9 protein-coding genes and 2 rRNA genes (1 of these 11 running past the window's edge) are annotated in these 15351 nt (G+C 44.7%); 9 read left to right on the top strand and 2 right to left on the bottom strand.

Annotation, left to right across the window (positions count from 1 at the left end; all coding sequences use genetic code 11):
- A 23S ribosomal RNA gene (locus CTT31_RS15160) occupies positions 1 to 1097 on the top strand (it extends 1788 nt beyond the left edge of the window).
- A 117-nt stretch (positions 1098 to 1214) separates the two neighbouring features.
- Positions 1215 to 1328 (top strand): 5S ribosomal RNA (rrf, locus tag CTT31_RS15155).
- 634 nt (positions 1329 to 1962) lie between these two features.
- On the opposite strand, the gene purU is transcribed toward rrf, so the two are convergent.
- Positions 1963 to 2793, bottom strand: a complete 831-nt coding sequence (gene purU, locus CTT31_RS15150) for a formyltetrahydrofolate deformylase (protein WP_260491535.1) — start codon at positions 2791 to 2793, stop codon at positions 1963 to 1965.
- Positions 2794 to 2910: 117 nt separating this feature from the next.
- A complete protein-coding gene (locus CTT31_RS15145; RefSeq protein ID WP_211858610.1) occupies positions 2911 to 6336 on the bottom strand; it encodes a PAS domain-containing hybrid sensor histidine kinase/response regulator in 3426 nt (1141 codons plus the stop codon).
- Positions 6337 to 6746: 410 nt separating this feature from the next.
- Here CTT31_RS15145 and CTT31_RS15140 point away from each other — a divergent pair, with 410 nt between their 5' ends.
- From CTT31_RS15140 to fba, 7 genes are all read left to right on the top strand, one after another.
- Entirely contained in the window at positions 6747 to 7010 is a 264-nt protein-coding gene (locus CTT31_RS15140; protein WP_010607553.1) for a DUF4212 domain-containing protein, read from the top strand.
- A gap of 11 nt (positions 7011 to 7021) precedes the next feature.
- A complete protein-coding gene (locus CTT31_RS15135; RefSeq protein WP_017216580.1) occupies positions 7022 to 8746 on the top strand; it encodes a sodium:solute symporter family protein in 1725 nt (574 codons plus the stop codon).
- A gap of 90 nt (positions 8747 to 8836) precedes the next feature.
- A complete protein-coding gene (locus CTT31_RS15130; RefSeq protein ID WP_260491534.1) occupies positions 8837 to 10675 on the top strand; it encodes a DUF294 nucleotidyltransferase-like domain-containing protein in 1839 nt (612 codons plus the stop codon).
- Between the two features lie 3 nt (positions 10676 to 10678).
- Positions 10679 to 11296, top strand: a complete 618-nt coding sequence (locus CTT31_RS15125) for a 3'-5' exonuclease (RefSeq protein ID WP_039491478.1) — start codon at positions 10679 to 10681, stop codon at positions 11294 to 11296.
- A gap of 109 nt (positions 11297 to 11405) precedes the next feature.
- Positions 11406 to 12416: an erythrose-4-phosphate dehydrogenase gene (epd, locus tag CTT31_RS15120; RefSeq protein ID WP_010607557.1), complete on the top strand. Its 1011-nt coding sequence runs from the start codon at positions 11406 to 11408 to the stop codon at positions 12414 to 12416.
- A 127-nt stretch (positions 12417 to 12543) separates the two neighbouring features.
- Positions 12544 to 13722 (top strand): phosphoglycerate kinase, encoded by a 1179-nt coding sequence (locus CTT31_RS15115; protein WP_260491533.1) that lies wholly within the window; start codon positions 12544 to 12546, stop codon positions 13720 to 13722.
- Between the two features lie 198 nt (positions 13723 to 13920).
- Positions 13921 to 14985, top strand: coding sequence for a class II fructose-bisphosphate aldolase (gene fba, locus CTT31_RS15110; RefSeq protein WP_239981442.1), 1065 nt, complete (start codon positions 13921 to 13923; stop codon positions 14983 to 14985).
- Positions 14986 to 15351 lie beyond the last annotated feature (366 nt).

The following is a 15351-nucleotide window of genomic DNA, read 5'->3' as shown; positions in this document are numbered from 1 at the left end:
AAGATGACGTATACGGTGTGACACCTGCCCGGTGCCGGAAGGTTAATTGATGGGGTTAGCTTAGGCGAAGCTCTTGATCGAAGCCCCGGTAAACGGCGGCCGTAACTATAACGGTCCTAAGGTAGCGAAATTCCTTGTCGGGTAAGTTCCGACCTGCACGAATGGTGTAACCATGGCCACGCTGTCTCCACCCGAGACTCAGTGAAATTGAAATCGCAGTGAAGATGCTGTGTACCCGCGGCTAGACGGAAAGACCCCGTGAACCTTTACTACAGCTTGGCACTGAACATTGACCCTACATGTGTAGGATAGGTGGGAGGCTTTGAAGCAGAGACGCTAGTTTCTGTGGAGCCGACCTTGAAATACCACCCTTGTAGTGTTGATGTTCTAACTTAGGCCCCTGAATCGGGGTTGAGGACAGTGCCTGGTGGGTAGTTTGACTGGGGCGGTCTCCTCCCAAAGAGTAACGGAGGAGCACGAAGGTTTGCTAAGTACGGTCGGACATCGTACGGTTAGTGTAATGGTAGAAGCAAGCTTAACTGCGAGACAGACACGTCGAGCAGGTACGAAAGTAGGTCATAGTGATCCGGTGGTTCTGAATGGAAGGGCCATCGCTCAACGGATAAAAGGTACTCCGGGGATAACAGGCTGATACCGCCCAAGAGTTCATATCGACGGCGGTGTTTGGCACCTCGATGTCGGCTCATCACATCCTGGGGCTGAAGTCGGTCCCAAGGGTATGGCTGTTCGCCATTTAAAGTGGTACGCGAGCTGGGTTTAGAACGTCGTGAGACAGTTCGGTCCCTATCTGCCGTGGGCGTTTGAGAATTGAGAGGGGCTGCTCCTAGTACGAGAGGACCGGAGTGGACGAACCGCTGGTGTTCGGGTTGTGATGCCAATTGCATTGCCCGGTAGCTACGTTCGGAACTGATAACCGCTGAAAGCATCTAAGCGGGAAGCAGGCCTCGAGATGAGTTCTCACTTTGACTTAGAGTCAACTGAAGGGCCGTTGAAGACTACAACGTTGATAGGCGAGATGTGGAAGTGCTGTGAGGCATTAAGCTAACTCGTACTAATTACCCGTGAGGCTTAACCATACAACGCCAAAGTGGTTTATAAGCGACAGAAGTTAATAGACTAAAGTAGACAAAAGAATTTAATAGCTTTTTCCAGATTTACATTGATGAGGGAGACTTCATTGATGAACAGAATTTCCTGGTGACTATAGCGTTTTGGACCCACCTGACCCCATGCCGAACTCAGAAGTGAAACAAAACAGCGTCGATGATAGTGTGGATTACCCATGTGAAAGTAGAACATCGCCAGGGCCAAATAAGAGAAACCCGTTGCAGCAATGCGACGGGTTTTTTGCTGTTTGGGGTAAAGTACTTCCATGTAGTATCTCCCCTTCGCGCGTCCTTGCGCTCACTTCCTCGAACTGCGAAGCGGTGCTTCGGTTTCTCGTCACCCAAACTCAGAAGTGAAACAAAACAGCCGAAGGGTCGGCCCCGGTCAATGATAGTGTGGATTACCCATGTGACTCTCTATTTAAAAAATGAGAACATCCTACTTCGTAGCGAGCCAGGGCCAAATAAGAGAAACCCGTTACAGTAATGCAGCGGGTTTTTTGCTGTTTTAGGTATAGAGATTTGAGATTTAAAAACCTCGCGAGGTAAACTCGCTCCTACCACAGTATCAGCACAGTGCAACATGGGGGGAGGTGGTTTATCCGCCGATAGGTTGCAATGAAGTTCCGGCAAAAACCATGTACATAAAAACCCGTTACAGCAATGCTGCGGGTTTTTTGCTGTTTGGGGTATAGAGATTTGAGATATAAAACCTCACAAGCCAATCAACACATCGCGAGGGAACTCGCTCCTACCACCGAATACACAGCATTGTGGGAGTGCACGCATCCATGCGTTTATTTCCTGAGTTGCTAAACTGCGTTTTTGGACTTGATTATGAAAAGACGACGGTTTTATTGCCGTTAATGAAAAGCTTATGCTCGCAGGCTAATTGTAACGCGTTACAAAATACTGTTTTTTCAATGTCTCTACCGATTTTTGCCATCTCTTCAGCATTTTGAGCATGGCTAACTTGCGTGACATTTTGGGCAATGATAGGTCCTTCATCTAATTCATCATTAACAAAGTGAGCGGTAGCGCCAATAATTTTCACGCCACGCTCAAATGCCTGATGGTAAGGTTTTGCACCGATAAAGGCAGGCAAGAATGAGTGGTGAATATTGATAATTTTCCCGTCAAAGCGTGAGACAAACTCCGGTGTTAAGATCCGCATATACTTTGCCAAGCCAACAATATCAGGATCATATTGTGCGATTAAATCGGCCATTGCACTGTCGTGTTCAGCTCTACTCAACCCTTCATGTGATACCAGATGAAAAGGAATACCAAAGCCCTTAACAAGGGGTTCCAACGTATCATAGTTTGCAATAACTGCTTGTACTTCAATATTGAATGCTTGTTCATATTGTTTAAGCAACACGCCGCCTAAGCAGTGCGCTTCCTTCGTCGCAAGTAGCACCACTTTTGTTCGTTCTTGCCCGTATAGGTTTAATTTGGCGCCCGTTGGTAATGACTGACGAAGTTGTGTCAGAAAGTTATCATTGGGAGTACCTGTGAGCTCTGTACGCATAAAGAAGCGCTGTCCTTCTTTATCTACAAACTCATTATTGCGCGTGATGTTTAGGTCGTGCTCATGACAAAGGCTAGTGATCTTCGCGATCAGTCCGATGTCATCTTTGCACTCTGTCGTTAGTATGTAACTCATTTCCTCATTCCAATTCGTCTAAGCGAACTTTCAGAATACTGCGAATTGGCAGTGAGATAAATGCTTAACAACAAAAAACTTTGCGATTGCTATCGTATTCAACAGCTGTCAGTGCGCTCACCGCCCATGGTTGAGCAGAGCCTTGAGTTTTGCTGGCTTTACTGGCTTAGACAGGTAATGGATCTGCTCACTTTTAGCAGCGACTTTTACTTCTTCATCCCTCACGGCGGTAATTAAAATCGCAGGAACCGTATCTTGCCACATGGTGCGTAGCGATTTGATCAATGAGATCCCATCACAGTTATCGTTAAGTTGGTAATCCATCAAAATAACATCTGGTGCGGTATTATGTTTTGCGTAAGCAAGCGCGTCTTCTACTTTGTAAAACAGCTGATAGTAGCAATGCCATTTATCTAGCAGGCTCGCCATGGCTTCTAGGTTTTTCGGATCGTCATCAACCGCGATGACATTAAGTTGAGTTTTGCTTTGCGGTTTTTGGCTAATATCTTCTTTTACTTGGAGTAAATCCACATTGCCATAGGGTATGTCTATGGCAAAGCGGCTGCCTTGATTGACAACCGAGTTCACAGAAATTGTGATGGATAATAGATCGCATAGACGTTTTACAACACCAAGCCCAAGCCCAATACCTTTATTATCGCCTGCTTGAATACGATAAAAATCGTTAAAGATCTTATTCTGCTCATGGTTTGAAATACCAGGACCGGTATCCCACACTTCAAGCCTTAAACTATGTTTACGGCGTCGACAGGCGATGAGCACTTTGCCACTGTCGGTATATTTAACGGCATTGGAAACCAGGTTTTGAATGATCCGGCGCAGGTAAGTGGTGTCACTGTGCACAATGCTGTGGGAGCTTCTCACCTTAAGCTCGAGACCTTTTTCTTTTGAAATGATGGCATACTCATTTGCCAGTGGTAGTAAGATATCGTCAATGTTGAAATGCCTAGGGGTTGGTTTCATTGCACCTTGCTCTAGTTTTGCAATATCTAAAAGCGCACTCATCAGATGTACGGTGGAGTCTAGGCTATCGGTGAGTTTTTCAAAGTTACCCTGATCTTTACTTATTAGATTGTGGGTATCAATCGCCGCTAAGTATAGGCGTGCGGCATTGAGTGGCTGCAAAATATCATGACTCGCAAGCGCTAAGAAGCGGGTTTTACTCTCATTTGCTTGTTCTGCTTCTTTTTTAGCTGCCATTAACGCCTGCTCTGTTTCGTGACGATTGGCTATTTCCGCTTTAAGATCCATATTAATAGTGCGGATCTCTTGGGTTCTGGCTTCAATACGGTTCTCTAGATCCATATTGATTTCTTCCAGTGCGTTTTGCGTCGCAATATGCGTAGTGATATCTGAAAAACTCGTCACAAACCCGCCTTCAGGCAGCGGGTTCCCCGTCATCTCAAATACTTGGCCATTACGACGGTGGCGAATAAAGTGGTGAGGAGTGCCATTTTTCAGATGTTGAACTCGTTTATCGACGTGTTTATCAATTTCACCAGGACCGCATTCACCGCGCTCGGCGTTAAAGCGGATCACTTCCTCTATCGGTTGTCCGACTTCTAAGAAACCATCTGGGTAGGCGAACATCTCGTGATAACGCCTGTTCCATGCAACAAGTTTTAGATCTTTATCAACAACCGAAATCCCATGGCTTAGGTTTTCTAATGAGGTATAAAGTAGGTTTTGGTTGAACTGTAGTGCTTGTGTGGTTTCATCAAAAAAGTTAACCACCTCTTCAAATGCCATTTGGCGACCCGATGACACGGTACGGATCAGAGCTTGGGCAGATGAAGCACCGAGCACTCCCGTGAGTGCGCGCTCGCAGAATGAGATAAATTCAGGAGCTGGGTACGCGTCATTATCTTCTAAAATATTATTTTGAGCATAGTGCCCGAGCAGTTGCTGACTACGCTGAACGCCCAAGAAGGTTTGTAGTAGCACTTTAAAGTCATACACGGTAGCGCGAACTTGTTTATTCAAGCGTTTAGAGAGAGCAGCCTGATCTTTAGGGTTTACGAATGCCGCGGCCTGAATACGGTCGATTAGGCGCTCCTGTGCACCGATAGAAAAGCTAATATAGCAGCTAATGTTGGCGAGCAGTGCAAGTAAAGTTCCTCGGGTGATAAGGGTCTGGCGCATTTCATAATCAAGTAATCCACCTGCTTCCAGAATTGGGAACATAAGAAATAGCATCCAGCAGATAAAACCAGCGATGAGCCCCGCATATACGCCATACGCATGGCCTTTGCGCCAATAAAGTCCACCGACAATTGCAGGCAATAGCTGAGTCACCAATGAGAAGGCAACTAACCCCATATTTGCGAGTGCTTCACCATGACCAAACCATTGCTGGTACATATATGAAAGCAATAAGATTGCGGCGATAACAAAGCGTCGAACTAAGAGTATTTGACTCTTAAAACTGCTGTTAAGAATGTTCTTCTTAAATTTACGCTTGAACAACAAAGGCAATACTACATCGTTCGATAACATGGTGCTAAGTGTGAGAGTCGCAACGACTATCATGGCCGTTGCCGCTGATAAACCGCCGATAAAGACAAATGTAGCGAGGATCGGATGCTCCATCATGATAGGTAAAGCAAGTACGAAACTATCCGGTGCGGCACCATAGCCAATATCGGGGTGGATAGCGGCGGTAGCGATTGGGATGATCATGGCTGCTATCAATAACAAGTAAAGCGTAAATGCCCAGCGTGCGGTTTTTAAGTGTGAAGTGTTGTGGTTATCTACCACCACAACATGAAATTGTCGGGGCAAACAGACGATGGCAGCCGCTGCCATAAGCGTTTGTCCAACGAAGTTGAAGTTAAAGAAGTCAAAAGATTGCCAATGTTCGCTCAATGCTTCAAATGAGTCTGGAACTTGAGCTAAAGATTGCCATGCAAGCACGGCAACAATACCGAGAGCGAGTAACTTAACGATAGATTCAAAAGCAACGGCCAACATCAACCCTGAGCGATACTCAGTCACATCTACCTTTCTAGTGCCAAAGAAAATCGCAAATAATGCCATGATCAAGGTGCCAGCTAATGCGAGCGCAGTGCCAGATACTTGCTCATCCTGCTGTAATAACAAAAAGCTACTACTCAAGGCTTTGAGCTGGAGTGCAATATACGGAATGGTTGCCAATAGGGCTATCATCGTTACCATGACGGCCGTAGTTTGGCGTTTACCGTATCGTGCCGAAATGAAGTCGGCAATGGTGGTGATATTCTGCTTTTTACTGACCAATATGAGTTTGCGCAAAAAACCCTGACCGAACAAAAACAGTAAAATGGGCCCTAAAAGAATGGGGAAGTAATGCCAACTACTGGTGGCCGCAGTACCTACCGAGCCGTAATAAGTCCAGGAGGTACAATAAATCCCTAAGGAAAAGGCATAAACAAACGGATGATGACTAATTTTGAGTGCGCGGGGGGTGGTTTTATCTCCCCAGTTGGCGAGCCAAAAAAGTACACCAATATAAGCAGCGGCAACAAGGAGTAAAATGGCAGTCATAATGTTTGTTATAGTTTTTGGTATTAATATCGTCATACTTTAGCAAACAAATGGCACCCATAGTCTAGTTTACTCTATAATTTTATTTGAGATTTATATCTTATTTAAAATCAAAGTGTTAGAGTTTTTCTTGGTGAGTAAAGACGTTCATTCACCATTCAAGTTAGACTAATGTCTTACTGTCGTATCCACTCATTGAAAATACATCTTCATCCAACCTGTTTTGACTTATCTTTTTGTTTATAAAGACTTTTTAATTTTAATGAATATCACGTATCTGCAGTTTACGTAAACGTTAATTTGCCGTTACGACTAAGGTCTCAATTTCAACTTACCAAGCCGTTGCTACTCTCATTAAGGTCTATTAACACAACTTGCTCCATGTTGGAGCGGGTGATAGGAGATTTAAAATGGCTTTTAAAAGTGAAGAACAAGCGAAAGCATATTGGTCAGAAAATCTCGCCTTGATGTTTAAGCTACTCGCTATCTGGTTTGTCGTTTCATTTGGATTCGGCATCCTGTTAGTTGATGTGCTCAACGAAGTTCGTTTTTTTGGATTTAAACTCGGATTTTGGTTTTCTCAGCAAGGCGCAATTTATACTTTTGTTGCGTTAATTTTTGTCTACGTTTCAAAAATGAATGCGTTGGACAAAAAATACGGCGTGGATGAGTGAGGAGCTAATCGATGGATGTTCAAATTTTAACTTTTATTATCGTCGGCCTTAGTTTTGCGCTTTATATTGGTATCGCTATCTGGGCGAGAGCTGGGTCCACGAATGAATTCTATGTTGCTGGCGGCGGTGTACCTCCTGTTGCAAACGGTATGGCAACTGCTGCAGATTGGATGAGTGCAGCGTCCTTTATTTCAATGGCGGGGATTATTTCCTTCGCTGGTTACGACGGCGGTGTTTACCTCATGGGGTGGACCGGCGGTTATGTATTACTTGCCCTGTGTTTAGCACCTTATTTGCGTAAATTTGGTAAGTTCACGGTACCGGATTTTATCGGTGATCGTTACTATTCTCAGGTTGCACGTGTGGTTGCGATCCTGTGTGCTATCTTCATCTGTTTTACCTATATTGCCGGTCAAATGCGTGGTGTTGGTGTGGTGTTCTCTCGTTTCCTTGAAGTGGATATTGAAACGGGTGTTTACATCGGTATGGTGATTGTATTCTTCTACGCGGTACTTGGCGGTATGAAGGGGATCACTTATACACAGGTCGCTCAGTATTGTGTACTTGTGTTTGCTTATTTAGTTCCTGCTATTTTCATCTCACTGATGATGACAGGCCATTTACTACCACAAACCGGCTTTGGTGCAACGTTGGCTGATGGCTCGGGCACCTATCTACTCGACAAGCTAGATGGACTCAGTACCGAGCTCGGTTTTGCGCAGTACACTGAAGGTTCTAAGAGTATGGTTGATGTGTTTGCTATTACCGCTGCACTTATGGTTGGTACTGCTGGTCTGCCACATGTAATTGTTCGCTTCTTCACCGTTCCTAGAGTAAAAGACACTCGTATTTCAGCCGCTTGGACCCTAGTGTTTATCGCTATCGTATATACAACTGCACCTGCTGTTGCATCGTTCGCTCGTGTAAACATGATCGATACTATCAACGGTAAAGATGGTAGTGGCACGGTATATGAAGAAGCACCACAGTGGGTGAAAAACTGGGAAAGAACGGGCCTTATCGTATTCAATGATAAGAATGGTGATGGCAAAATGCAGTACTCTGCAGGCAAGATTGATGATCCTGCAAGTGCAAACGAAGTGAAGATTGACCGCGATATTATGGTATTGGCAAATCCAGAAATTGCGAATCTACCTGCGTGGGTGATTGCATTGGTCGCTGCAGGTGGTATTGCTGCGGCGCTATCGACAACCGCTGGTTTGCTACTGGTTATTTCAACATCAGTATCACATGATTTGTTGAAGCGTACCATTAAGCCGGATATCAACGATAAACAAGAATTGCTGGCTGCACGCTTAGCAGCGATGGTAGCTATCGCAATCTCGGCGTACTTTGGTATAAACCCGCCAGGGTTTGTTGCCTCGGTGGTTGCATTTGCCTTCGGGTTGGCTGCGGCGAGTTTCTTCCCTGCAATTATAATGGGAATATTCTCTAAGCGAATGAATAAAGAAGGTGCGATTGCCGGCATGGTAACGGGTATAGGTTTCACTGCGGCTTATATTATTTACTTTAAGTTTGTTAGCCCTGAGCTAAATGCCCCTGCAAACTGGTTGTTTGGGATTTCTCCTGAAGGGATCGGTATTGTCGGTATGCTAGTGAACTTCGTTGTAGCTGCACTGGTTATGAAGGTGACTGCGGATACACCTGAAGAAGTCAAAGTGATGGTTGATGGGATCCGTAACCCTAAAGGGTCTAGCGCTGCTCACGCACACTAAGCAATGCTAATCGAATTTGCCCAGCCAGTGTGCTGGGCAAATTTGTTTTTGATAGTGCAAAATTGTAGACGATTAAAAGGACAGTTAGGTATGACGCCAGAAATTCAAGATGTCTTTCAATTTGTTTATAAACAAGCCCCGTTTTCTGAATTGCCCGAAGCGGCTGCCAGCTACTTTTCAAAACATATCGAAATTGTTTATCTTAGCCAGACGAATCAACAAGATTGGCTTCAAGATGGCAAGCCAAATCTATATTTGCTGCGCTCAGGTGTGGTTGATCTTATCTCAGCAAAAGACGAAGTCATTGGTCGTATGAGTGAGGGAGACTACTTTGGTTATCCTTCTTTATTAACCGGTGATGCCATTCAAAATCGCATCGAAGTTCAAAAAGATGGCTTGGTTTATATTCTCAATGAGCAGAACTTTGATTTTTTGCGCCGAGAATATAAACCTTTTGAGCAATACTTTGTTAGAGCACATGCTAACCGACTACTTTCTTCTCGTTATAAACAGCAAAGCGAAACTTGGTCAGAGCGAAAAATATCTGAGCTAATGACCAAAGATGCGGTTACTATCGCGCCGACAGCGAGTATTCGTGAGGCTGCCAAATTGATGAGCCAGCATCGTGTTTCATCAATTATGGTCACGGAGCAAGCGCGCTTGGTTGGCGTTGTGACGGATAGAGATCTGCGCAATAGAGTTCTAGCGCAAGACAAAGATCCCAGTGCCCCACTTGCTGAGATCATGACGGAAAAGCCAAAGCATATTTTTGAAAACAATCGTGTGTTTTCGGCCCTGCATTTAATGCTTAAGCACAATATTCATCACTTGCCTGTGTTAAATGAAGCATATAAACCACTGGGCATGCTGACCAGCACCGATCTGCTGAGACAGCAAAAAAGTGATCCGGTGCAACTTATTGGCAGGATCTATAAAGCACAAAATCTTCTGGCTATCAAAAATTGCGCTCAGGAGATCCCGGATCTATTGCGTCAATTTTCCTATCATATCGAAGATATTTCACTGATTGGCAAGCTACTAAGTGGCCTCACTGATGCGTTAACATCAAGATTAATCTATTTATATCAACAGCAGCACGGCGCCGCGCCATGTCGTTTTGCATGGATCTGTTTTGGCTCTCAGGCACGAGAAGAGCAGACCTTACATTCAGATCAAGACAATGGTTTATTGCTACCAGACAATATCAGCGAAAACGATAGTTGTTATTTTGCTGCTTTAGGCGCGTTTGTCTGTGAGCAACTCAACGAGTGCGGTATTCAATCTTGCCCAGGAAATATCATGGCTAGTAATGCAGACTGCCGTGGCACAGTTGCCCAGTGGACCGCCAAATTTAGCAAGTGGATCTTGTCTCCTACGCCAAAAGCGATGCTTAATTGCAAGATCTACTTTGATATGCGTTTTATTGATGGCGCCAGCGATCTCTATGCGACCCTGCGCCAATCTTTGGATCAGATCAGTCGAAACGAGCTGTTTTATGCGGCAATGGCGACAGACATCAACGCAAATTCGGTACCGATCGGGATCTTTCAACAATTTAAGCTGGAAAAAGACAAGAGCAAACATAAGTATTTAGATCTGAAAAAACGTGGGGTTGCCATTATCAACGATGTGGTTAGGTTGTATGCGCTCAAGGTTGGGGTTGCAAGAGCTAACACATTAGAGCGCCTGGAAGCACTGACTAAAAGCCCATTACTTGCCAAGTCGGATATCGACAATCTAAAAGACTGTTGGCGGTTTTTAACACAATTGCGGTTAAAGACCCAAATCAACCGTGAAGGATTACCAGGAAACTGTATTAACCCAGAAAACCTCTCTTCTCTTGAACGCCATCAACTCAAAGAAGCATTTTATTTAGTCAAACAAGCACAGCAGGCGAGTGCGTTTAAGTTTGCTCGAGGGAGTTTATAAGCAATGAACTGGTTTTCTCACTCTGTTGCTAAGTGGCGCTATAAACATCAGCCGTTTGCGCAAGCCGAGTTGGTGGTGCTAGACCTTGAGCTCACCGGGCTTGATCCTAAGCGCCATGAAATTGTGTCGGCTGGTTGGTTGCCGATTAAAAATATGCGGATCCAGGTGAAAGATGCACAGTATCATTTGAACAGTGAAGTGCGAACGCTTGCACAAAGTCCAGTTTTTCACGGTATTGATAGTAGTCAATTGGCAGATGGTGAGTCCTTACAAACTTTGTTGCTGGCGCTTCAGCGCGCGCTCCACGGTAAAGTGTTGGTATGTCATAACGTACAGATGGATTGGGCGTTTCTTAAGGCGGCATTTCAGCGCTTTGAGCTAAACGTAAGACCTGCTTTGTTGTTAGATACCATGCAGATAGATAAGCGTCGTGTGTTAAAGCAAGGCTATCCGTTGGCGCAAGATGCATTAACACTAAACGCTTGTAGAATGCGTTATGGTTTACCTCCTCACCAATTGCATGATGCGCTTAGCGATGCTTTAGCGACAGCGGAACTACTGTTGGCGCAATCTCAGGCCATTTGTGCTGGCGGTAAATGTAAAATTGCGGATTTAACTTGAGTTAAAAAATTGCCCTAGCCCCTTACACATTTCACTCAGGTCGATTACAATAGCGCCATCAAAACGAAGGGGAACTTTCGTACTTGCGACTTCATGGATTTTCAATTTAATGACAATCAAGCTTGCAATTAATGGCTTTGGTCGAATAGGGCGTAATATCGTAAGAGCACTCTATGAATCGGGTCGTCACCACGAAATACAAATTGTAGCCATCAATGAGTTGGCGGATCCTAAAGGGATCGCGCATCTTCTAAAATACGATACCTCACATGGGCGTTTTGCTTTTCCAGTTTCGTTAACAGAATCTTTTTTGGAAGTCGCTGAGGATAAGATCCAGTTATTTTCAGAGCCAGATCCAAGTCACCTGCCTTGGCGCGCGCTGGATGTTGATGTGGTGCTTGATTGCACAGGCGTCTATCATTCTCGTCAGCACGCACTTGCGCATATTCAGGCTGGGGCAAAGAAAGTATTATTTTCACATCCTGCTGATGCTGATGTTGATGCGACGGTGATCTTCGGTATCAACGAAGAAATACTGTTACCTGAGCACACCATTGTGTCTAACGGCTCATGTACAACAAACTGTATTGTTCCGGTAATTAAAGTGCTAGACGATAAGTTTGGTGTTGAGTCCGGTGCTATTACTACTATTCACGCCTCTATGCATGATCAACAAGTGATTGATGCTTATCACAGTGATTTGCGGCGTACGCGTGCGGCAAGCCAATCCATCATTCCTGTTGATACTAAGCTGGCTCGCGGTATTGAGCGTATTTTACCTAAGTTCCAAGGTCGTTTTGAGGCGATCGCGGTACGGGTGCCAACAATCAATGTTACGGCGATGGATCTGAGCGTTACGCTCAATGAAAATGTCACAATTGATGCGGTAAACTCAGTTCTAAAGCAGGCCGCTGGTGGTCGTTTAGAAGGGGTACTGAGCTACACTGAAGAGCCGCTAGTGTCGGTTGATTTTAATCACGATCCACATTCTTGTATTATAGATGGTACGCAAACTCGAGTGAGTCACAAGCGCTTGGTTAAGCTACTAGTTTGGTGTGATAACGAGTGGGGTTTTGCTAATCGTATGCTTGATACCGCTTGCGTGATGATGCGTGGCTAATCATTTGTTTCAGACGCTGTTATAATCAAATTGTCTGCACAAAATTAAAACAATAATTCAAACCGAGGCAGCAAACGATTGCTGCCTTGTAGATAACAAAATGTATCGTTCTTTAAGGAGATGTCCAATGTCAGTCATTAAGATGGCGGATTTAGATTTAAACGGCAAGCGTGTGTTGATCCGCGAAGACCTAAATGTGCCAATTAAAGATGGCAAAGTCGCGTCGGACGCGCGGATCCGTGCTGCACTACCTAGTATCAAATTAGCGCTAGAAAAAGGCGCTAAGGTGATGGTGATGTCTCACCTTGGTCGTCCAACCGAGGGAGAATATGATGCACAATACTCTATGCAGCCGGTTGTGGATTATCTTAATGATGCGTTATCTCAAGATGTACGTTTAGTGACTGACTATCTTGACGGCGTGAATGTACAAGACAATGAAGTTATCGTATTCGAAAATGTGCGTTTTAACGTTGGCGAGAAGAAAGACGATGAAGTACTTGCGAAAAAACTAGCAGCGCTTTGTGATGTCTACGTGATGGATGCCTTTGGTACTGCGCACCGCGCACAGGCTTCAACACATGGTGTTGGCTTATACGCTGAGGTGGCTTGTGCAGGTCCATTGCTTGCGGCTGAACTAGACGCACTTGGCAAAGCACTAGATAACCCAGCTCGTCCTTTGGTGGCCATCGTTGGCGGCTCTAAAGTATCAACTAAACTAACGGTGCTTGATTCATTGTCTAAGGTTGTTGACCAACTCGTGACTGGTGGCGGTATTGCGAATACTTTTATTGCTGCAGCGGGTAACCCTGTTGGTAAGTCGTTGTACGAAGCGGATTTGATCCCTGAAGCGAACAAGCTAGTGGCTGCTGCCAGAGCGAATGACGGCGATATTCCTGTTCCGACTGATGTGGTTGTAGGTAATGAGTTTTCAGAATCTGCAGTTGCTACCATTAAAGATGTAAGCGAAGTGTCAGACGAAGACATGATCTTCGACATCGGTCCTGATACTGCAACTCAACTTGCTGAGATTATTGCAAATGCTGGCACTGTGGTTTGGAATGGCCCTGTGGGCGTATTCGAATTTGACCAATTTGGTAATGGTACTGAAGCGATTGCCAATGCCATCGCTAAGTCGTCAGCATTCTCAATTGCTGGTGGTGGCGATACCTTAGCTGCTATCGATAAGTATGGTGTTGAGCAAGATATCTCTTATATTTCTACAGGTGGTGGTGCTTTCCTTGAATTCTTAGAAGGTAAAACACTTCCTGCGGTCGCGATGCTTGAGCAGCGAGCTAAAGACTAAAATTGATTGAGGTAGCGTTAAGCTGCCTCTTAATATCAGGTAAACATCACTCTCTCACATACTTGATGTTTGCTTGGAGACGCGTAGCGTCTGGTTAGCCAACAAGTAAAGTGGTTAACCTCATCAGCGTTGGCTGGTGTAAACATATTATCCGTTCAAACCGATAGCGGTGGCTATCAACAATTGGAGAAAAGCAATATGGCTTTAATCAGTATGCGTCAACTTCTCGATCATGCAGCTGAGCATGGTTATGGCGTTCCGGCATTTAACGTGAATAACCAAGAGCAAATGCGTGCGATCATGGAAGCTGCGGACAAGACAAATAGTCCGGTTATCGTGCAAGGTTCTGCTGGTGCACGCAAATATGCTGGTGCACCATTTATCCGCCACATGATTTTAGCGGCTGTAGAAGAATGGCCTCATATTCCAGTTGTAATGCACCAAGATCATGGTACTTCACCTGCTGTATGTCAGCGCTCAATTCAACTTGGTTTCTCATCAGTCATGATGGACGGCTCTCTAATGGAAGACGGTAAAACGCCTTCAAGCTACGAGTATAATGTGGACGTTACTCGTCGTACCGTTGAAATGGCGCACGCGTGTGGCGTGTCTGTTGAGGGCGAGCTAGGTGTACTTGGTTCTCTTGAAACCGGTGAAGCTGGTGAAGAAGACGGTATTGGCGCTGAAGGTAAATTAACAGAAGATCAGCTACTAACAGATCCAGAAGAAGCTGCGGACTTCGTCAAGAAAACCAATGTAGATGCGCTTGCTATTGCATGTGGTACATCACACGGTGCTTATAAATTTACTCGTCCACCAACGGGCGATATCTTAGCAATTAACCGCATCAAAGAAATCCACGCTCGTATTCCTGATACTCACTTAGTAATGCATGGTTCGTCTTCAGTTCCTCAGGACTGGTTAGCAATCATTAATGAGTTTGGCGGTGAAATTCCTGAGACTTACGGTGTACCGGTTGAGCAAATTGTTGAAGGTATTAAATTCGGTGTTCGTAAAGTTAATATCGATACCGATCTACGTTTAGCATCAACAGGTGCTATTCGTCGCCACCTTGCGCAAAACCCAAGCAATTTCGATCCACGCAAATTCTTAGCGGAAGCGACGAAAGCGATGACTGAGATCTGTATTGCGCGCTACGAAGCGTTCGGTACAGCTGGTCAAGCTGCTAAGATCAAGCCAATTTCACTTGATGATATGCACTTGAAATATCTAACAGGTGAGTTAGATCCTAAAGTGAAATAACTTACCGGATCAAAATTTGACTAAGTAAAATTGTGCATCGCACTTTGATACTTCAAAAAGCCTCTGAAATAGAGGCTTTTTTGTATCTGATCCTTGATTGGAAGCCAATGTTCAATAGGGCTTGCTGGGGGAGAATACACTTGGATCGCCATTTTACTAGCGAGGTAAATAGGGATCAGATCTTTACTAACAAAGATCATTGTTTAACTAAGTAGATATATTTCAAAACCTCAGATCAATAAGTTAGCTTCGCTTAGATCATTTTTATACCAACTTGATCCAGCGTTAAGTAGTAAGAGGTTAGTAAGAAAATGATCTTGGGGACGATCTTGTTAGTAAAAATCTGATCCTGACCATAGATGATTT

It is taken from the genome of Pseudoalteromonas maricaloris (genome assembly GCF_024746855.1).
GTDB classification, from domain to species: Bacteria; Pseudomonadota; Gammaproteobacteria; order Enterobacterales; family Alteromonadaceae; genus Pseudoalteromonas; species Pseudoalteromonas maricaloris.
This window is presented reverse-complemented; position numbering and strand designations above follow the sequence as displayed.

Bases quoted from the DNA above. Each gene is read 5' to 3' on its own strand.
- CTT31_RS15135 (WP_017216580.1), top strand. From the start codon at position 7,022: ATGGATGTTCAAATTTTAACTTTTATTATCGTCGGCCTTAGTTTTGCG.
- CTT31_RS15125 (WP_039491478.1), top strand. From the start codon at position 10,679: ATGAACTGGTTTTCTCACTCTGTTGCTAAGTGGCGCTATAAACATCAG.
- CTT31_RS15145 (WP_211858610.1), bottom strand. From the start codon at position 6,336: ATGACTGCCATTTTACTCCTTGTTGCCGCTGCTTATATTGGTGTACTT.
- CTT31_RS15115 (WP_260491533.1), top strand. From the start codon at position 12,544: ATGTCAGTCATTAAGATGGCGGATTTAGATTTAAACGGCAAGCGTGTG.
- CTT31_RS15140 (WP_010607553.1), top strand. From the start codon at position 6,747: ATGGCTTTTAAAAGTGAAGAACAAGCGAAAGCATATTGGTCAGAAAAT.
- fba (WP_239981442.1), top strand. From the start codon at position 13,921: ATGGCTTTAATCAGTATGCGTCAACTTCTCGATCATGCAGCTGAGCAT.
- CTT31_RS15130 (WP_260491534.1), top strand. From the start codon at position 8,837: ATGACGCCAGAAATTCAAGATGTCTTTCAATTTGTTTATAAACAAGCC.
- purU (WP_260491535.1), bottom strand. From the start codon at position 2,793: ATGAGTTACATACTAACGACAGAGTGCAAAGATGACATCGGACTGATC.
- epd (WP_010607557.1), top strand. From the start codon at position 11,406: ATGACAATCAAGCTTGCAATTAATGGCTTTGGTCGAATAGGGCGTAAT.